The sequence below is a fragment of the Arcobacter venerupis genome (assembly GCF_013201665.1).
Lineage (GTDB): Bacteria > Campylobacterota > Campylobacteria > Campylobacterales > Arcobacteraceae > Aliarcobacter > Aliarcobacter venerupis.
Window position 1 is genome coordinate 3,045,523 of record NZ_CP053840.1, and the last position, 18,578, is coordinate 3,064,100.

General features: G+C 28.5%; 20 protein-coding genes. 11 read left to right on the forward strand and 9 right to left on the reverse strand.

Annotation, left to right across the window (positions count from 1 at the left end):
* The first annotated feature begins 2 nt into the window (after positions 1 to 2).
* The 4 genes from AVENP_RS15075 (at position 3) to recJ (ending at position 5,623) form a co-directional block, all read left to right on the forward strand.
* Positions 3 to 839: a hypothetical protein gene (locus AVENP_RS15075; RefSeq protein WP_128359504.1), complete on the forward strand. Its 837-nt coding sequence runs from the start codon at positions 3 to 5 to the stop codon at positions 837 to 839.
* 98 nt (positions 840 to 937) lie between these two features.
* The gene (gene ccoG, locus AVENP_RS15080; protein ID WP_128359503.1) at positions 938 to 2,320 is read left to right on the forward strand and encodes a cytochrome c oxidase accessory protein CcoG; all 1,383 of its coding nucleotides are present in this window, start codon (positions 938 to 940) and stop codon (positions 2,318 to 2,320) included.
* Positions 2,321 to 2,441: 121 nt separating this feature from the next.
* Positions 2,442 to 4,058 (forward strand): CTP synthase, encoded by a 1,617-nt coding sequence (gene pyrG / locus AVENP_RS15085; RefSeq protein ID WP_128359502.1) that lies wholly within the window; start codon positions 2,442 to 2,444, stop codon positions 4,056 to 4,058.
* Positions 4,058 to 5,623 carry a single-stranded-DNA-specific exonuclease RecJ gene (recJ, locus tag AVENP_RS15090; protein ID WP_128359501.1) on the forward strand — a complete coding sequence of 522 codons (1,566 nt, stop codon included), beginning with the start codon at positions 4,058 to 4,060 and terminating at the stop codon, positions 5,621 to 5,623. Before pyrG ends, recJ begins: the two co-directional genes overlap by 1 nt.
* 5 nt (positions 5,624 to 5,628) lie before the next feature.
* Here recJ and AVENP_RS15095 read toward each other — a convergent pair whose 3' ends face one another.
* The gene (locus tag AVENP_RS15095; RefSeq protein ID WP_228201890.1) at positions 5,629 to 6,213 is read right to left on the reverse strand and encodes a FlgO family outer membrane protein; all 585 of its coding nucleotides are present in this window, start codon (positions 6,211 to 6,213) and stop codon (positions 5,629 to 5,631) included.
* 28 nt (positions 6,214 to 6,241) lie between these two features.
* A complete protein-coding gene (locus tag AVENP_RS15100; protein ID WP_128359499.1) occupies positions 6,242 to 6,886 on the reverse strand; it encodes a FlgO family outer membrane protein in 645 nt (214 codons plus the stop codon).
* A gap of 162 nt (positions 6,887 to 7,048) precedes the next feature.
* Here AVENP_RS15100 and AVENP_RS15105 point away from each other — a divergent pair, with 162 nt between their 5' ends.
* From AVENP_RS15105 to AVENP_RS15130, 6 genes are read left to right on the forward strand one after another with little or no spacing between them, the layout of a single operon-like run.
* Complete coding sequence (locus tag AVENP_RS15105; protein ID WP_128359498.1) at positions 7,049 to 7,600, forward strand: DJ-1 family glyoxalase III; 552 nt, start codon at positions 7,049 to 7,051, stop codon at positions 7,598 to 7,600.
* Between the two features lie 44 nt (positions 7,601 to 7,644).
* Entirely contained in the window at positions 7,645 to 8,409 is a 765-nt protein-coding gene (locus tag AVENP_RS15110) for a UDP-2,3-diacylglucosamine diphosphatase (protein WP_128359497.1), read from the forward strand.
* On the forward strand, positions 8,390 to 9,157 hold the full coding sequence (locus AVENP_RS15115) for a patatin-like phospholipase family protein (RefSeq protein ID WP_172664335.1): 768 nt from the start codon (positions 8,390 to 8,392) through the stop codon (positions 9,155 to 9,157). Before AVENP_RS15110 ends, AVENP_RS15115 begins: the two co-directional genes overlap by 20 nt.
* A gap of 25 nt (positions 9,158 to 9,182) precedes the next feature.
* Entirely contained in the window at positions 9,183 to 12,728 is a 3,546-nt protein-coding gene (dnaE, locus tag AVENP_RS15120; RefSeq protein WP_128359496.1) for a DNA polymerase III subunit alpha, read from the forward strand.
* The gene (gene surE, locus AVENP_RS15125) at positions 12,725 to 13,513 is read left to right on the forward strand and encodes a 5'/3'-nucleotidase SurE (RefSeq protein WP_128359495.1); all 789 of its coding nucleotides are present in this window, start codon (positions 12,725 to 12,727) and stop codon (positions 13,511 to 13,513) included. The genes dnaE and surE overlap by 4 nt, the downstream gene beginning before the upstream one ends.
* A gap of 10 nt (positions 13,514 to 13,523) precedes the next feature.
* Positions 13,524 to 13,787 carry a hypothetical protein gene (locus AVENP_RS15130; RefSeq protein WP_128359494.1) on the forward strand — a complete coding sequence of 88 codons (264 nt, stop codon included), beginning with the start codon at positions 13,524 to 13,526 and terminating at the stop codon, positions 13,785 to 13,787.
* Between the two features lie 12 nt (positions 13,788 to 13,799).
* On the opposite strand, the gene AVENP_RS15135 is transcribed toward AVENP_RS15130, so the two are convergent.
* Positions 13,800 to 14,063 (reverse strand): HP0495 family protein, encoded by a 264-nt coding sequence (locus tag AVENP_RS15135; RefSeq protein WP_118887507.1) that lies wholly within the window; start codon positions 14,061 to 14,063, stop codon positions 13,800 to 13,802.
* A complete protein-coding gene (gene moaC, locus AVENP_RS15140; protein ID WP_128359493.1) occupies positions 14,056 to 14,544 on the reverse strand; it encodes a cyclic pyranopterin monophosphate synthase MoaC in 489 nt (162 codons plus the stop codon). Before moaC ends, AVENP_RS15135 begins: the two co-directional genes overlap by 8 nt.
* Positions 14,545 to 14,663: 119 nt before the next feature.
* On the opposite strand from moaC, the gene rpsU reads away from it, so the two are divergent.
* Entirely contained in the window at positions 14,664 to 14,876 is a 213-nt protein-coding gene (gene rpsU / locus AVENP_RS15145; protein WP_108558764.1) for a 30S ribosomal protein S21, read from the forward strand.
* A gap of 153 nt (positions 14,877 to 15,029) precedes the next feature.
* Here rpsU and AVENP_RS15150 read toward each other — a convergent pair whose 3' ends face one another.
* Genes AVENP_RS15150 through AVENP_RS15170 form a run of 5 tightly spaced genes read right to left on the reverse strand, consistent with a single transcriptional unit; the run spans position 15,030 to position 18,552 of the window.
* Positions 15,030 to 15,395: a hypothetical protein gene (locus AVENP_RS15150; RefSeq protein WP_128359492.1), complete on the reverse strand. Its 366-nt coding sequence runs from the start codon at positions 15,393 to 15,395 to the stop codon at positions 15,030 to 15,032.
* Complete coding sequence (locus AVENP_RS15155; protein WP_172664336.1) at positions 15,388 to 15,612, reverse strand: hypothetical protein; 225 nt, start codon at positions 15,610 to 15,612, stop codon at positions 15,388 to 15,390. The genes AVENP_RS15150 and AVENP_RS15155 overlap by 8 nt, the downstream gene beginning before the upstream one ends.
* Complete coding sequence (locus AVENP_RS15160) at positions 15,602 to 16,339, reverse strand: arginyltransferase (protein ID WP_128359491.1); 738 nt, start codon at positions 16,337 to 16,339, stop codon at positions 15,602 to 15,604. Before AVENP_RS15160 ends, AVENP_RS15155 begins: the two co-directional genes overlap by 11 nt.
* Before the next feature lie 2 nt (positions 16,340 to 16,341).
* Positions 16,342 to 17,082 carry a tryptophan synthase subunit alpha gene (gene trpA, locus AVENP_RS15165; RefSeq protein ID WP_128359490.1) on the reverse strand — a complete coding sequence of 247 codons (741 nt, stop codon included), beginning with the start codon at positions 17,080 to 17,082 and terminating at the stop codon, positions 16,342 to 16,344.
* 57 nt (positions 17,083 to 17,139) lie between these two features.
* Positions 17,140 to 18,552 (reverse strand): chloride channel protein, encoded by a 1,413-nt coding sequence (locus tag AVENP_RS15170; protein ID WP_128359489.1) that lies wholly within the window; start codon positions 18,550 to 18,552, stop codon positions 17,140 to 17,142.
* Between the last annotated feature and the right edge of the window lie 26 nt (positions 18,553 to 18,578).

The window sequence follows — 18,578 nt, forward strand, 5'->3', positions numbered from 1 at the left end:
ATATGCAGGTTTATTTATACGCAAAAAGTGGTCATACAATTGGATTGGATGCAACCAAAAGATGTGCAGCAATTGCCAATGCACTCAAAGAATTTGACCCAATTTTATGCACAAGTGATTTTAGAGCTGGTGCTTTTGCAAAAGATAACTTAGGCATTAAAAAATATGTAAATATTGATGTGGTAAGAAATCTTCATAATATTATGCAAAGAAGAGATATTTTAATTTATGATACTCCTGAAGTAAATGAAGAGATGAAAAAAGACATGAAAGAATTCTGTACTTTTCTGTATGAAGTAGGTGTGGAAATAGATGGAATTATCGTTGATAAATCTATATATTCAAAAAATCAAACTCCAAATCTTGAAAAAACCATATTCTTTGGAGATGATGATTATAATAATCTATTTTTAAAAATGACAAAAGAATATGAAAAATTTGATTTAAATCTTTTAATGGGTCATTATTTTTTTCTTGGAAATGAAAAAATATTTAGTAAACATTTTTCAAATGTAATTGAGGAAGAAGAGTATGTTCAAACTATTCAAAATTCAAAATATCTCTTGACAGCATCACTACAAACTGCACTTGAATCTCTTGCTTGTGGTAATAACCCTGTTTTATTTAAAAGAATTGATAAAAGTTATGATGATAAACTAATAAATGAATTAAACCTTCCCGTACTAGAATTTACAAATATAAAAGATTTAATTAACCAATTTGATTCAATAATAAAAAATTATCCAACAATTACAAATTTTAAAATTATAAATCTTGATAATTATATTTCAGAAATAAAAAATAAAATAGAATTATTCAATAAATTATTAAAAACATAACTCTTACAAATACTTAAATATAATCAAATCTTATAATTAATTATGCAAATCATAAGGTTTCTTTATATAGAATTAAAAAAAATTATAAAGGTCTTATAATGAATGAAAAAAATGCGTTTTCAAAAAAAACTCCTTACAGATACAGAAGATATATTGGTTATTTAATAGCTAGTATTGTTGCGTTAGGTTTACCTTTTATCAGAATTGATGGTAATCATATCTTTTTATTATCTTTTGATAAAAAACAGTTGCATCTTTTAGGAACTGCTTTTGATATGCAAGAGTTATATTTAATGCCATTTCTATTAATGCTTCTTTTTTTAGGAATATTTGCTGCAACTTCTCTTGGTGGTAGAGCATGGTGTGGTTGGGCCTGTCCACAAACTATCTTTAGAGTTATATATAGAGATTTAATTGAATCTTGGCTTTTAGGATTAAGAAGAATAAAAAATAAACAAAAAGAACCTGATTTATCAAAAGCTGAAAATAAAACAAAAAAAGTTATAGGTATTATACTTTGGGCATGTTTAGCGCTTCTTGCAGCTGCTGATTTTATGTGGTATTTTGTTCCACCAGAAGATTTCCTAGCATATTTACAAGATCCTACTGAACATCTATTTTTAATTGGTTTTGTTTTATCAATTGCAGCGTTTTTAGTTTATGATGTTGTATTTTTAAAAGAAGATTTCTGCGTATATATCTGTCCTTATTCAAGAGTTCAGTCAGTTTTATATGATAATGATACATATCAAGCAATTTACTCTACAAATAGAGGTGGAGAAATTTACAATGACCACAAAGAAAAAATCATTTTTAAAGCAAAAGATTTACCAGACACTAAAAATGAGTGTACAACTTGTGAGGCTTGTGTAACTGTTTGTCCAACTCATATAGATATTAGAAAAGGTTTACAACTTGAGTGTATCAATTGTTTGGAATGTGTGGATGCTTGTACAAGTGTTATGGGGAAATTAGGTAAACCTTCACTTGTTCAATGGTCAAGTACAAATGCAATTAAAAATGATATCCCTACAAAAATGGTTAGAAGATCAACAATTATGTATTTTGTTGCGTTAGTTGTTGTAATTGCATTGCTATTCTTAATGGGTGGAGAGAAAGAGCATATGCTTTTAAATATCAATAAAACAACTCAACTATATAAAATAAAAGAGAATCATGTAGTTGCTAATAATTTTGTATTACTATTCCAAAATACAGAATCAAAACCGCTAACTTATGATTTAGAAATTGTTGATCATCCAGATATTAAAATTATAAGATTCGAACCATTTACTTTAAGTCCAGGAAAACTTGCAAAAAAAGTTGTTATTTTAGAAACTGACAAAATTTTAGTAAGTGATAAACTGAAAGACACTCCTATAACGGTTACCATAAAAGCTTTTGCAAAAGAAGATCCTGAAAAAGTTGTGGTTTATAGAAAAGCCGTATTTATCTATCCTAGATTAGACGAACTTAAATAATTATATACTAGATAAGAGTTCTCTTATCTAGTATTTTTACCCTGCGCTTAACTTAACTATCAACAAAACTTAGATACAATCGCGATTATATATTTATCAACTATTTTATGGAGTATTATTAATGACAAAATTCATTTTTGTAACAGGTGGAGTTCTTAGTTCACTAGGAAAAGGTATAACTTCTGCTTCAATTGCAACAATATTAAAACAATCAGGCTTTAAAGTAAGTATGCTTAAAATCGACCCTTACTTAAATGTAGACCCAGGAACAATGAGTCCACTTGAGCATGGAGAAGTTTTTGTTACAGCAGATGGTGCTGAAACAGACTTAGATTTAGGAAACTATGAAAGATTTATTGATAAAACTCTAACTAAAAAAAATAGTTTTACCACAGGACAAGTTTACCAAAGTGTAATTAAAAGAGAAAGAGAAGGTGGTTACTTAGGTAAAACTATTCAAGTAATTCCTCACGTAGTTGATGAAATTAAAGAAAGAATCTATGCCGCAACTGATGATAATGATTTTTTAATTATTGAACTTGGTGGAACAGTAGGAGACATTGAAGGTTTACCTTTTATGGAAGCAATTAGATCTATTAGACATGAACTTCCAAAAACAAACACTATGAATATTCACCTAAGTTTAATTCCATATATCAAAGCAGCTGGTGAGCTAAAAACAAAACCAACTCAACACTCGGTTCAAGAGTTAAGAAGAATCGGTATTACTCCTCATATGTTAGTTTGTAGAACAGAAAGAGAATTACCAAAAAATTTAAAAGATAAATTAGCATTAGCTTGTGATATTGATAGAAATGCAGTTATTGAAGCTGGTGATGCACAATCAATTTATCAAGTTCCATTGCATTTTATAAAAGAAGGAATTTTAACTCCTTTATCAGAGCATTTCAACATTAAAATCAAACCAAATATGGAAAAATGGGATACTTTAGTAAAAAATATTTTAGTTCCACAAAATGAAGTTACGATTGCATTTGTTGGAAAATATTTAGATTTAAAAGAATCATATAAATCACTAATTGAAGCTTTAATTCATGCAGGTGCTCACTTAAATACAAAAGTAAATATTCACTGGTGTGATAGTGAAAGAATTGAAGATGTTGGTGCATTTGATATTATTGGAAAATCTGATGCGATATTAGTTGCTGGTGGTTTTGGACACAGAGGTGTTGAAGGAAAATTAGCTGCTATTAAATATGCAAGAGAAAATAAAATCCCATACCTTGGAATTTGTCTTGGAATGCAATTAGCAATTCTTGAATTTGCAAAAAATGTATTAGGTATTGAAGATGCGAACTCTATAGAATTTGATCCAGATACTAAAAATCCATTAATTTACCTAATTGATGAATTTATTGACCAAAGTGGAAATACTCAATTAAGAACTCATGAATCACCAATGGGTGGAACTATGAGACTAGGTGAATATCCGTTTGAACCACTTAAAGGTTCAAAATTACAGAAAGCTTATGGAAATGAAGAAGTTTATCATGAAAGACATAGACATAGATATGAAGCTAATCCTAAATACAAAGAGCAATTAGAAGCTGCTGGTATGATTATTTCAGGTCAATCAAATGGTTTAATTGAAGCTGTTGAATTAAAAGATCATCCTTGGTTTGTTGGAGTTCAGTTTCATCCTGAATTCACATCACATTTAGAGACACCAAATCCTATTATTTTAGAGTTTGTAAAACAAGCAACTAACAGAAAATAATGTCTAAGATTACAAAAAGTAGACTTTTTGAACTACTATCTGCGAGACACTTGAATAACCCTTATTCAAGACTTGCAGACCTTCCCTCTCCTGAAAAATTTAAAGATATTGATATTGCTTGCAAAAGAATAAGAAAAGCAATTTTAGAAAAAGAGACTATTACAATTGTAGGTGACTACGATGTTGATGGTGTTGTTTCAACATCAATAATGTTGGATTTTTTTAATACTATAAATGTAAAAGTAAATCATATCATTCCAAATAGATTTGAACATGGTTATGGCTTATCAACAAAAATTGTTGATTTAATAGATGAAGGTTTAGTAATTACTGTTGATAATGGAATTTCTGCATATGAAGCTTCTGTTAAATTAAAAGAAAAAAATATTGATTTAATAATCACTGATCATCATACAGTAGGAGCAAAAATTCCAATAGCACTAGCAATTATAAATCCAAAACAAAAAGATTGTAACTTTGAATTCAAAGATATTTGTGGTGCTCAGGTTGCTTGGTATTTATGTGCTGCAATTAAAAAAGAGATGAACCTTGATGTAAATATGTCAAACTTCCTTGATTTGCTTTGTGTGGCAATTATTGCTGATATTATGCCTATGACTGCACTTAATTACACTATTGTTAAACAAGGTCTTAAAAAAATAAAAACCTCATCAAGGGAAGCATTTAAGAAATTAAATGAAATTATGTCAAAAGAGATTTTTGTATCTGATGATGTTGGATTTTTTATTGCTCCAAAATTAAATAGTGCAGGAAGGATGGATGATGCAAGTGTTGCATTATCATTTCTACTTTCAAAGGATTCTTTCTCAGCAAATGAATCTTTATCTCTATTAGATGACCTAAATAATTTTAGAAAAACCCTTCAAGAAGAGATTTCAAAAAAAGCTGAAGCAAAAACTGATAAAAAAGATAATGCTGTTATTGTTTGGGGTGAAAACTGGCATGAAGGTGTAATTGGAATTGTGGCTTCGAAACTATCAAATTTACATAAAAAACCAGCTTTTATCTTCTCTATTCATGAAGGAATTGCAAAAGGAAGTGCTAGAGCAAATGCTAATATCAACCTCTATGATGTTATCACTAAAGCAGCTCATCTATTACTAGGTTATGGTGGGCATAAAAATGCTGCAGGACTATCTTTAAAAGAAGAGAACCTTGAAGAGTTCAAAACTATAATAAATCAAGAATTAGAGAGTTTTAAAGAAGATCTACATATAGAACCTATTACCTTAGGTGAACTTGACGTTTCAAGTGTAGACTTAGAATTTTTATCTATTATTGAACAATTTGAACCTTATGGTTTAGAAAATCATAGACCTATTTTTAAAATTTCTAATACGTCTTTAGTAAAATATGATTTAATTGGCCGTGATAAAAATCATTTAAAATTAACACTAAATAGTGATGGTGCGATATTTGAAGCTTTAAAATTTAATGATTCGAATATTAATTTATCTAAAAATTTAGATTTGATTGTGTCAGTTAGTAAAAACGAGTTTAGAGGAGAAGTTACTCCTCAATTTTTAATTCAAGATATTTTATAAAAGAATTATAACACCATACGAGGACGATAATAAACAGGTTCTTTAAGTTGTTCCTCTTGTGTTTTTTGTTGAATACCTTCTAATTCTAAAATTTCAGTGTCTATATCTGTTCTTTCATAAGAAGAAGACAAAATATTTCCATTTCTAATATCAATCAATTTTATAAATACATTTAAACTTCTACTTGTGATTGAGTATGTTCCAACAACAGCATATTTCTCTTTTGAAAGCTTATCAGAAATTATATTATCTTTGTTTCTTGTTAGCAAATTAAATCCACTTTTTCCAAACTCAAACTCTTTTCCTAATTCAATCTCTCTTACAATTATATTTTGAGAAACTAAACTATCTTTTAGCATACTAGAAAGTAAAAATCCTAATTGAGATTTATTCCTTAACTTATCAAGATTAACAAAATCAGATACTAAAACTACATCTGTTGGGGCTAGATTCTTTTTGATTTTACTTGCTGATTCAGATACAAGTTTTGATACTAAAGAGTGGAAATTATTTGTTCCATTAATTGGATTTTTATAAGAACAAGAACTAAGAAAAAATACTAAGAAAATTGGAATAAAAATATATTTCAATTTTCCTAAATAATTAAATACCATTTACTTATCGTTCTTTTACAATATTAATAGTTCTAGCAGGAGCACAATCTTTAAAAATTATACAATCATTTGCAATACCATGTTCATAAGTAGCTCTTGCACTTGTAATGATTTTACCAGTAATATTATCTATTACTCTAGCATTTAACATTATTTTACCTAGCAATCTTGAATAAGTTCCAACTACAACATAAGTATTAGGTATTCTGCTTTTTAGTTCATGGGGTTTTCTTGAAATAAAATATTCACCTTCATCATTTATTGAAATAGCCATTTGTCCTCTAAATTCAGTAATATCAAAACCTCTATTTGAAAGTTCATTAATTAAACTTTCACTTACAATTCTTCCAAATTCAGTAGTTTTTTTAAACTCATCAAGTCTAACAAAAGATGTGATTAATACAGGTTTGTTTGTATCCATTTTTTTGTTTAATAACATTTGAGTTGCTAAAGATGCGATTGTTGATTCTAATGTATTTTGAGTTGTTACATTTTTTTGCATATCAGCCGCAACTGCAAGTTGTTGTTTGTTATCTTGTACTTTATTATATTCTTTTGTAATAGGATCACTTCTAGTAACTGTACATCCCGTTACAAAAATTAAAAATGTACCTACCAATAAACTCGACTTAAGAATACTTTCAAACATTAAAAACCCCTTTTCATAATTGCTTAAATTCTATTTAAAGTTAGCTTAGATATTCTTGAATGATAATTTACTACTTTAAAAGTAATATTATATCCTATATTACAAGGCTTTTGTTTTAAATTATCGTAATATATAATCAATTAAAAAGAATAAGGAAATTTTATGTCAAATATTATAATACCCATATCAAATGGATTCGAGGAAATTGAAGCAATAACGATTATTGACGTATGTAGACGGGCAAATATAAAAGTTACTATTGCAGGTGTTGAAAATATAGAAACAATAGGTGCACATGGAATAAAAATAATTTCAGATGCAAAAATAGAAAATATCAATTGTGATGATTTTGATATGATAGTTTTGCCAGGTGGACTTCCTAATGCTTTCACACTTGCTGATAATGAAAAAGTTCAATCTTTATTAAAAGAATTTAAAGAAAAAAAGAAAAAAATTGGAGCTATATGTGCTGCTCCGTATGCTTTGCACAAAGCAGACGTATTAAATGAAAATTTTACGTGTTATCCATCTTTTGAAGAAAAAATTAGACTTTCTGGTTACCATGAGAATGATGCAGTTGTAATAGATAATGATGTGATTACATCAAGAGGTCCAGCAACTGCGATGATTTTTGCCTTAGAAATTGTAAGTATTCTTTGTGATGAAGAAGTTTATGAGAGTGTTAAAGAAGGTTTATTAGCAAAGGATTATTAAAAAATTGTCATTCAATTGTAATCAAAAAGATTTAGAATGCTTGGATGAAATACAAAAGCATTTTTATATCAGATGTACATTTAGGTACTCGCTTCTCAAAGGCAAAAGTTCTTCTTAATTTTTTAAAACATAATAACTGTGAACAACTATTTTTAGTGGGAGATATTATTGATGGCTGGGCTATAAAAAGAAAATTAGTCTGGCCACAAGCCCATTCAGATGTTATTCAAAGAATTCTAAAAAAAGCTAGAAAAGGTACAAAAGTTACTTTTATTACTGGTAACCATGATGAATTTTTAAGACCTTTTGTTCCTTTACTTTTAGGAAACTCTTTAAATATTGCAAATGATTTAGAATACATAGGAATTAATGGGAAAAAATATTATATTACCCATGGAGATTTTTTTGATTCTATTACTATGACAAAAAAATGGTTAGCGGTTTTAGGTGATTATGGTTATGACTTACTTTTACATCTAAATGCTTTATTAAATTTTATTAGAAAATACATAGGTATAAAAAAATATTGGTCATTATCAAAATATATAAAAGATAGTGTAAAATCTTCTGTTTCATTTATCAATGACTTTGAAACTGTTTTATCAAATCATGCAAAAAACAAAGGCTACGATGGTATCATTTGTGGACACATTCATAAAGCAGAAATAAGAGATATTGAAAAAATTGAATATTTAAACTGTGGAGATTGGGTTGAGTCTTGTACTGCAATTGTAGAAACATTTGAGGGAGAATTTTTGATAATTAATTGGTTAGATAAAGAAATGACACATGAAAATAAAGACAAATAATCTAGCTCTTACCCTTGGTGGTGGAGCTGCTCGTGGTGCTTTTCATTTAGGAGTATTAGATTTTTGTGAAGAACATAAAATAGAAATTCAAGCGTATAGTGGCTCATCCATTGGAGCAATAATTAGTGCTTCCCACGCTAGTGGAATAAGTGCAAAAGAACAATTAAAAATATTCTCTTCAAAAGATGTTAGACAAACTTTAAAATTCAACTATTTTAGAAATGGTTTATTAAAAATTGATCAATCAAATAAAATCATAAAAGAGCTTCTTCCCATTGAAAGACTAGAAAATATTCCAAAACCTGTTTGGGTAAATGCTTATGATTTAAAGAAAAAAGAACTTCATAGCTTTAATAGCGGTGATACTGTAACTTTATGTATGGCATCAAGTGCCTTAGTTCCAATATTCAAGCCAATTTCTTATGAGGGAATGTATTTAATTGATGGTGGTTTATTTGATAATATTCCAATAAAACCCCTAGAAAATAAAGGTTACGACATATATACAATTGATTTATTTGCAAAAAATAGTGAAATTAAAAACAAAAAATATAATCCACTAAAAAATATAAAAAAATCACTTTTTAAACAACTCCATTCAAACCACAAATATTCTACAGAAAATACAAACTATTATTTAGGTAGTCCTCATATAAGAAATTTTTCTTTATTTACATTTACTCAAATGGAAGAGTGCTTTAAATTAGGTATTAAAGAGGCTCAAAAACATTTTTTAGATATACTATAAATAAAAAACTAAAAAGATTTATATTATGTCTGATACACCAAAATTTACCCATCTACATTTACATACAGAATATTCTCTACTTGATGGTGCAAATAAAATAAAACCCCTTGCAAAAAAAGTAAAAAAAATGGGAATGACTAGCGTTGCTATGACTGACCATGGAAATATGTTTGGAGCAATTGATTTTTATAATGCCATGAGAGCTGAGGGAATTAAACCAATCATTGGAATGGAAGCTTATATTCACAATAGTGAAGATATAGGTGATAAAACAAATAGACAAAGATTTCACCTTTGTTTATATGCAAAAAATGATGTTGGTTACAAAAATCTAATGTTCTTAAGTTCTCAAGCTTATATGTTCGGGTTTTATTATTATCCTCGAATTAACAAACAACTTTTAAGAGACAATTCAGAAGGATTAGTTTGCTCAGCTGCTTGTTTGCAAGGTGAAGTAAACTGGCATTTAAATACCCAAAGTGAAAGAAACGTAAAAAATGGTGCAAAAGGATATGAAGAAGCAAAAAGAATTGCTTTAGAATATAAAGAGATTTTTGGTGAAGATTTTTATTTAGAGATTATGAGACATGGAATTGGAGACCAACATTTTGTTGATGACCAAATTTTAAGAATTTCAAAAGAGACAGGAATAAAAGTAGTTGCCACAAATGACACTCACTATTTAGAGCAAAAAGATGCCGATGCTCACGAAGCATTTATGTGTATTGCAATGAATAAACTTTATGATGACCCAAAAAGATTAAGACATAGTGTTCATGAATTTTATTTAAAATCTCCAGAACAAATAGCAAAACTATATGCTGATATTCCAGAAGCCCTTGAAGCCACTCAAGAAATAGCTGATAAATGTAATTTAGAGATAAAACTAGGAAACCCTACTCCTCCAAATTTTAAATTTACAAGACAAAAATCTGAAGAAGCTAATCTAAATTTACCAGAGCCTGAACTTGAATATTCCCTAGAAAATGACAAAATCTTATTTATACATGAGTGTAGAAAAGGTCTTGAAGATAGATTAGTAATAGTCCCTCATGAAAGACATCAAGAGTATAGAGATAGACTTGAAGTAGAAATTGAAATCATAAATAATATGAAATTCCCAGGATATATGCTTATTGTTTGGGATTTCGTAATTGTTGCAAAAAGAATGGGAATTCCAGTAGGTCCAGGACGGGGATCAGCTGCTGGAAGTTTAGTTGCTTTTTCTTTAAAAATCACAGATATTGACCCTATTCCTTATGGTTTACTTTTTGAAAGATTTCTAAATCCTGAGAGAATTTCAATGCCCGATATTGATATGGACTTTTGTCAAGCAAGACGGGGTGAAATTATTGATTATGTTGTTCAACAATATGGTCGAGCAAACGTTGCACAAATTATTACCTTTGGTAAACTTCTTGCAAAAGGGGTAATTAGAGATGTTGCAAGGGTTCTTGATATGCCCTATGCAAGAGCTGATGCAATGGCAAAACTAATTCCCGATGAATTAGGAATAAATCTAACAAGTTCTTATGAAAAAGAACCAAAAATCAAAGAGCTTTGTGATGCAGATCCACAAGCAGCAAGGGTTTGGGAATATGCTTTAGCGTTAGAGGGATTAAATAGAAATGCCGGAACTCACGCAGCTGGAGTTGTTATTTCAAATGAGCCTTTATGGAAAAAAACTCCTCTTTTTAAACCCTCAGGACTTGATACACTAGCTACTCAATATAATGGAAAATATGTAGAAGATGTGGATTTAATTAAATTCGACTTTTTGGGTTTAAAAACCCTAACAGTTATTGAAGAAGCAAATAAATTAATTGAACAAAGACATGGTAAAAGAGTAGATTTTCTTACTGTAGATGTAAACGATAAAGGTGTTTATGATTTAATCCAAACTGGAAATACAATCGGATTATTTCAAATTGAGTCCGATGGTATGCAAGATTTATGTAAAAGATTAAAACCATCAAATTTTGAGGATATTATCGCCGTTCTTGCATTATATAGACCAGGTCCAATGGAATCTGGAATGCTCGATGACTTTATTGATAGAAAACATGGTCGAGCGCAGATTAATTACTTTTACGATGAATTTGACGCACCTCTTCGACCAATTCTTGAAACAACTTATGGAGTTATCGTTTACCAAGAGCAAGTTATGCAAATCGTACAATCTATTGGTGGGTTCAGTCTTGGTGGTGCCGATTTAGTAAGACGGGCAATGGGTAAAAAAATTAAAGAAGAGATGGACAGACTAAAAGGCGAATTTGCAATTGGTGGAGTTAAAAAAGGTTTCGTAAAAGAACATTGTGAAGAGCTATTCGACCTGATTGTAAAATTTGCTGGATATGGATTTAATAAATCTCACTCAGCAGCTTATGCTCTTGTAACATTTTATACATCTTATTTAAAAAAATATTATGCCTCAGAATTTATGGCAGCACTTTTAACCCTAGAAAAAGACAATACGGATAAAGTTGTTAAATACGTCGATGAAGTTAAAAGATTAGGACTTGATTTATTTCCACCTGATATTAATAAATCAGATTTAGTGTTTTCTGCTAAAAAAATCGAGGGAGAAGAAGTTGTAATGTTTGGAATGGGTGCCATAAAAGGTGCCGGAGATGTTGCAATTAACTCTATTTTAAAAGCTAGAAATGAAGGTGGATTATTTACAGATTTACCAGATTTTATCTCACGAATTGATGGAAGTAAAGTAAATAAAAGAGTAATTGAATCTTTAACAAAAGCAGGTGCATTTGATGGTTTTGGATATTCAAGACAAGCCCTTCTTAATCAAATAGAAAAAATCGTTGAAACAGTTGGAAAAGCAGCACTTGCTAAAAAAATGGCAACTGGTTCTTTATTTGGTGATAGTGATGAACTTACAAAAATTGATATTGAACTTGAACATCTTCCCGAATTTGAAGCAAAAGAGATTCTTGAACTTGAAAAAGCATCTTTAGGTTTTTATGTTTCTGGACATCCACTTGATGAATATAGAGAACAAATTGATAAAATCAATTATACACTCTCTTCTCAAATTGATGAACTTGAAGATGGGAGTCAGGCTTTATTTGTTGGAAAAATTGAAAATATCACGGAAAGAATTTCCAAAAAAGGTAATAAATTTGGAATTGCAACAATTATGGATTTCCATGGAAATATTGAACTTATGCTTTTTGAAGATAGATTAAAAGAATTAAAAGAAGATTATAATCTAAATGAACCAATTGCATTTAAAGTAAAAATATCAAAAGATGATAATTTTACAAGAATGAATATTTTAAAAATTGAAAGCATAAAAGATGCAAAAAATGAAAAATTAAAAACTAAACCAAAAGAAATTATTGAACCACCAATAACTATTGCAATTCCTTTTTCAAATGATGAAAATTTAATGTACAAACTATTTGATATTGTGGCAAATAATCAAGGTAAAAGAGAACTAAAACTTTTAATTAAGTCAAAACTTGCAGATTTAGAATTGGAAACTGGTTTTAAAGTAACTTCTCAAGTGGAAAACTTAATACACCAAATTGAAGGAGTTTATATAGTAGCATGAAACATATCCTACTAACAAATGATGATGGTTTTGATGCAGTTGGGTTAAAAGCCTTAATTGAGGCCTTAAAACCAGTTGCTAAAATAACCATAGTTGCACCTGCGAAAAACAAATCAGCTTGTGGTCACTCTTTAACGTTGGACAGACCATTAAGAATGGTTTGCGTGGAAGATGATTTTTACAAAATTGATGATGGAAGCCCAACTGATTGTGTATTTATTTCAATAAGTGATTTATTTAAAGAAGGGAATAAACCTGATTTAGTAATTAGTGGAATAAATATTGGTGCAAATATGGGAGAAGATATTACATATAGTGGAACAGCCTCAGCTGCAATGGAAGCTGTAATTCACGGAATTCCTGCAATTGCAATATCTCAAGTATGTAGAGATAGATGTCAAGATATACAAAATAATTGGGATTTTGCCCTTGCAAAAGAAATAATTGCTCAATTAGCTTTTAAAATATTAAGTAATAATTTTCCATTAGATGAAAGAAAGTTTTTAAATGTTAATATTCCACCAATAAAAGTTGAGGAATGTAATGGCATAAAAGTTACAAAAGCAGGATTTAGAGAGTATGGAAATGATACTCACAGACATCTAAATCCAAGAGGGGAAGAGTATTATTGGATTGGTTTACATCCATTACTTTGGAAACCATCAGAAAATAAAAATTGCGACTTTGAAGCAATAAAAGCAAATTATGTATCAATTACACCAATTATGCTTGATATGACTTCTTACAATGATATACAATCAGTTGAAAATTGGTTAACAAAATAAAAGGAAACAGATGAATTTTACAAAATCGTTATTAAAACATATCGACAAATTAGTTGGTACGTTAAGATCAGATGAACAATTACAAGAAATCTTAAAAAGAAAATTTACAAAAAAAGAGTATAAAATTTTTGTAGCTTTTGAAGAAGGAAAATCTATTGAAGAGATTAAAACTCTTGTAAAAGATGATGCAGAATCAATTGAAAAACACTATAAAGTTGCTTGTAAAAAATTAAATCAAGAAAAATTTAAACAAGAATTAGTATCTTACGAATAAGATACTAATTAATCATAACACCATTTTAATATTAGAATGGTCACCTAACATTTTATAAATCTCTGTTCTATCATCATCATTATGTACTAAAAGTTCAAGAGTATAACTTTTGTATTTACCTTTACTACTAACTTTTGACTCTTTTACTTTATGTTCTCTACTTGATACAACTTCTTTTACAGTTACGTGTATATCAATATGTTCTAAAACAACTAATTTATATTCCCAAGAACATGGGTAATTTAAAACTAATTTTTCTTTACTTAAATCAATCATTATTTAAATCCTCTCTTATAAAATCACCACTTTTACCACCTGATTTTTTCTCTAATTGAACATTAGATATAACCATAGATTTATCAATTGCTTTTACCATATCATAAATAGTTAATAAACCAATAGAAACACCTGTTAGTGCTTCCATTTCAACACCAGTTTGTCCATTTAGCTTAGCAGTTACAATTAGTTTAAATCCAGGTAATTCAGGCTTTTCTTCCACATCACAATTTATTCCACTTAACAATAAAGGATGGCACATAGGAATTAAATCACTTGTTTTTTTCACCCCCATGATTGCAGCAATTACAGCTGTTTGTAAAACTGGGCCTTTTTTTGTAGTATTTGAAATAATTGCTTCAAATGCTTCATCACTCATAGTAATTTCGCCAGAAGCAATTGCAACTCTTCTTGTTTCATATTTATCAGAAACATCAACCATTTTAGGTCTATTATTATCATCTAAGTGTGTTAAATTCAAAATATTCCTTTGTATTAAAAATCAATTATATTCTAATGTTTGTTAAAGTTAAATAAGGATTAAGTAAACTTTAAATATAATCCTACCCTAAAATTTTAAAAAGAAAGTGGGTGATTTTAGTGCCAGGCATAAAAGTTAAAGATAGCGAATCTTTCGACGAAGCTTATAGAAGATTTAAAAAACAATGTGATAGAAATCTTATTGTTACAGAAACTAGAGCTAGAAGATATTTTGAACCAAATACAGAAATTAGAAAAAAACAAAAAATATCGGCTAGAAAGAAAATGTTAAAAAGATTATACATGTTAAGAAGATACGAATCAAGATTATAATATCTTTGATTTGTAAATGCAAAACTCTATTTATAGGGTTTTGTGTTTCTTACATAATTAAAAAACTACTTATATCTACAAAATTCAGCAATTCAAATACCAAATTCCAACTAAGATTTATTCATTAATTTAATTTCAATAAGAAATGAAGATTTACTTCAATTCAAATTGTGAGATGTAGTCTTTACCTTGATAAGTTATTTTAAAATCCCATTTCCCATTTTCTCTACCATCAATATATCTATAGTCATAAGCTGAACTGTCGCCTGCTGGTATAAGCATTTCTCTTGTTCTTGAAATTTCACCTGTTGGACTAATCCAATTTATAATAATATTTTGATCTTTCTCATCTCTGATTACTTCAAATTTACATATAATTGAATTTTCATCTTCTAATATTAAACAATCTACATTTGGATTGTAAGGTACATTTTGTGTTGTTTCTTCTTGGTTTGGTACAAGGTTCTGTGCAAATAATACATTAATTAGTAATAAAAAAGAACTTATATACTTAATCATCTTTCCCTCTTTCTTCCTCTATTTTCATATATTTCATAATAATATGTTTTATAGGAGCATAAAATGTTGTCATCGATACTATTGTCAATATTAGTTGAGCAATTTTAAAAAAGCTACTCTCTTCACTTAAAAAAAATAGGACAAAATAGTAGCTAATAAGCAGTGAGATTATAGCACAAATTATTGTACTTATAATCACAATAATATTATAATTCATTTTTCTCCCAAAGAGGGATTTCATCAATAGTAGCTCTATTTTTTAATACTTCAAAAGGTGTATAAGCTTCTTTATATCCCATTGAAAAATGATTTTTAATCCAATAACCTAAATATATATAAGGAATATTCAATTCTTTTGCAACTTTTATTTGTGCCAATATTGAAAATTTTCCTATAGATAAGTCTGAATATGAATGATCATAATAACAATAAATAGCAGAAATTGAATTAGGTAAAATATCAACTAATGCTACTCCAATTAATTTATCATCTTTTACATATAAAAACTCTTTTGCAAACTCTTCTTTTGCTTCTACATAAGATTTTAAATAATCATCTGGTTCAATTGGAGTATAAGGCCAATCTTTCTTCTCGTTCATAAATTTATGATATTTATCATAAAGATTTAAATGCTCCATTGTAATAGAAGGAGGTCTTATATATAATTTTGTATCTTTATTTTTAGAAATTACTCTTTTTTCTGATTTTGAAAATTTATAATTAGCCACATCAATTCGCATAGAAACACATTTATTACAAAGCTTACACTCTGGAACAAAATGCATTCGACCAAATCTTCTCCAACCTCGTTCCAACATCTCTTGGTATTTAGCTGTTGAACAAGAGTAGATGTATTTATATCTAATATCAGACATTTTGTTTTCAAAATAAGAGCAATTTCTATTCTCTTCCAAAAATTCAATATCTTGACTAAAAATCTGCATTGTTATTCGTTTATTTTTTCTTTTATCTCTTTTGCAATTGCAGAGATTCTTTTTATTTTTTCAGTATTTGATAAACTATCATCAATAATATGTTTTACAAAAGCACTTCCAACAATTACCCCATCAACACCAATAATTTTTTCTTTACAAGTTTTTTCATCAACTCCAAAACCAATATATAAAGGTGTAGAAGAATATTCTCTTACATTTTCTATAATTTTTGATAAATCTTCTTTTTGTCCACTTCCTGTAATTCCAGCATATGCAACCATATAAATAAACTTTTTAGAATTTTCAACAATTGTTTTAATTCTTTCTTTGCTATCAGTAGGTGCAACAAAAGAGATATTTACTTTATTATATTTATTAAATAAAGGTTCTAAATTTTGTGCCATTTCATATGGAAGATCAGGAATGATAGTCCCTTGAATATTATATTCATTTGCTTTTTCTAAAATTTTTTCCACTCCATAATGATAAAATGGGTTTGTGTATCCCATCCATAATGTGTCAATATCTTTTGCAATTTTTGAAGAAACTTCAAATAAATCCTTTAATTTAAAGCCATTATTTAATGCAATTAAATTTGCTTTTTCAATTACCGGTCCATCAGCAACTGGATCAGAAAAAGGAATACCTAATTCTAAAGTATCAACACCAGCATCTTTCATACTATATGCTAAATCTATTGTAAAATTATTATTTGGAAGAGATGATGTAATATAGCCAACTAATTTTTTCAAATTTCTATCCTATTATTTAAATTTATTTTATTTTATCTAAAATCTTCTTTTAAACTATTATTTAATTTCATCTTCATTCAGTTCAGTTTTTTTTCTCTTTCTACTAATAAGTAGTTTAATAATTCTTTGCATATTTATAAAAAATCTTGTAGTATAAGTGGTTTCTGTATTTTCTAACTCTCCACCTAATTTTATATCAATTGCTTCAGATTTTTTCATTGATAAAACTTGAGAAGGGAAAACACTTCTATGTCCTGTCATTAAAAAAGCAATTATAATTGATATAGCAGCATAGTGTCCAATATCCATTCCAAATAACTCAACTGACATTATCATTGCTGCAATTGGAGCACTTGTAGTTCCTGCTAATACACTTACAAATCCAAGTGCTGCAAATAATGGGATATATCCATCTACTAAATATCCAAAAAAGTTACCACTTGTTGCACCAATATAAAAAATAGGAGTAATTACGCCACCACTTCCACCAAAAGATAGAGTTAATGAAGTAAAAATAGTCTTTAAAATAAAGGTATACCAAGGAATATTCTCATGAATCATTTCATCTGAAGACAAAGCATCTTTTATGGTGTTAAAACCTAACCCTAAGTATTCATCCCCAACAATTAAAGTCAAAATTACAATAATAATTCCACCTAAAAATGCTTTTAAAATATAATTTATTTTTATCATTCCAATATATTTATGTAATTCATGTAATGTTGTAATAATAAAATCTGCAACTAAACCAAAAAATATCCCACCAATAATTACTTTTGAGATTAAGACATAATTAAAATCAAAATTAGAAAAAAATGCAATATAAAAATATGTGTAGTTAATTCCAAACATTTTTGCCACAAAAAAAGCAGAAAATCCAGCAACGATAGATGGTAATAAAATATCATACATTAATCCGCCAACGATTAATATCTCAACTCCAAAAATAGCCCCAGCAAGTGGCGTTCCAAAAACTGAAGCAAAACCTGCACTAATTCCACAAATAACTATTTTTTTTCTGTCTCTGTTTGAGAATCTTAATTTCATTGCAATAAAAGAAGCTAATGAAGCACCAATTTGAGCACCAGGTCCCTCTTTACCAACTGAACCACCAGCAAAAATAGTTAATACTGTTGCAAAAAGTTTCGTAGGAACTACACTAAAGTTTATTCTCCCTGCATTTTTATGAATAGCCTCGATTACCTTTTCTGTTCCATGTCCTTCAGCACTTGGAGCAAATTTTTTTACTATAAATACTGTTATTGCTAAAGCAAAAGGCAAAGTATAATAATAATCAAAAGGAAGTAAACTCCTTGAATTTTCACAATATTCTAAAAGTTTTAAAAATAAAGATACAACAGCACCAATTAGTGCACCAATTAAAGAGGATAAAATAATCCATTTTGTAATACTTGCAAACATAATAGTTTGCTCAGCTAAGTGATTTTGAAGATTTGTTTCTTTGTTCATAGTAATACTTTGTTAATACTTGAGTT

Coding starts and splice junctions, on each gene's coding strand:
- AVENP_RS15075 (WP_128359504.1), top strand. CDS start 3: ATGCAGGTTTATTTATACGCAAAAAGTGGTCATACAATTGGATTGGAT.
- ccoG (WP_128359503.1), top strand. CDS start 938: ATGAATGAAAAAAATGCGTTTTCAAAAAAAACTCCTTACAGATACAGA.
- pyrG (WP_128359502.1), top strand. CDS start 2,442: ATGACAAAATTCATTTTTGTAACAGGTGGAGTTCTTAGTTCACTAGGA.
- recJ (WP_128359501.1), top strand. CDS start 4,058: ATGTCTAAGATTACAAAAAGTAGACTTTTTGAACTACTATCTGCGAGA.
- AVENP_RS15100 (WP_128359499.1), bottom strand. CDS start 6,886: ATGTTTGAAAGTATTCTTAAGTCGAGTTTATTGGTAGGTACATTTTTA.
- AVENP_RS15105 (WP_128359498.1), top strand. CDS start 7,049: ATGTCAAATATTATAATACCCATATCAAATGGATTCGAGGAAATTGAA.
- AVENP_RS15110 (WP_128359497.1), top strand. CDS start 7,645: ATGAAATACAAAAGCATTTTTATATCAGATGTACATTTAGGTACTCGC.
- AVENP_RS15115 (WP_172664335.1), top strand. CDS start 8,390: ATGAAAATAAAGACAAATAATCTAGCTCTTACCCTTGGTGGTGGAGCT.
- dnaE (WP_128359496.1), top strand. CDS start 9,183: ATGTCTGATACACCAAAATTTACCCATCTACATTTACATACAGAATAT.
- surE (WP_128359495.1), top strand. CDS start 12,725: ATGAAACATATCCTACTAACAAATGATGATGGTTTTGATGCAGTTGGG.
- AVENP_RS15130 (WP_128359494.1), top strand. CDS start 13,524: ATGAATTTTACAAAATCGTTATTAAAACATATCGACAAATTAGTTGGT.
- AVENP_RS15135 (WP_118887507.1), bottom strand. CDS start 14,063: ATGATTGATTTAAGTAAAGAAAAATTAGTTTTAAATTACCCATGTTCT.
- AVENP_RS15150 (WP_128359492.1), bottom strand. CDS start 15,395: ATGATTAAGTATATAAGTTCTTTTTTATTACTAATTAATGTATTATTT.
- AVENP_RS15155 (WP_172664336.1), bottom strand. CDS start 15,612: ATGAATTATAATATTATTGTGATTATAAGTACAATAATTTGTGCTATA.
- AVENP_RS15160 (WP_128359491.1), bottom strand. CDS start 16,339: ATGCAGATTTTTAGTCAAGATATTGAATTTTTGGAAGAGAATAGAAAT.
- AVENP_RS15170 (WP_128359489.1), bottom strand. CDS start 18,552: ATGAACAAAGAAACAAATCTTCAAAATCACTTAGCTGAGCAAACTATT.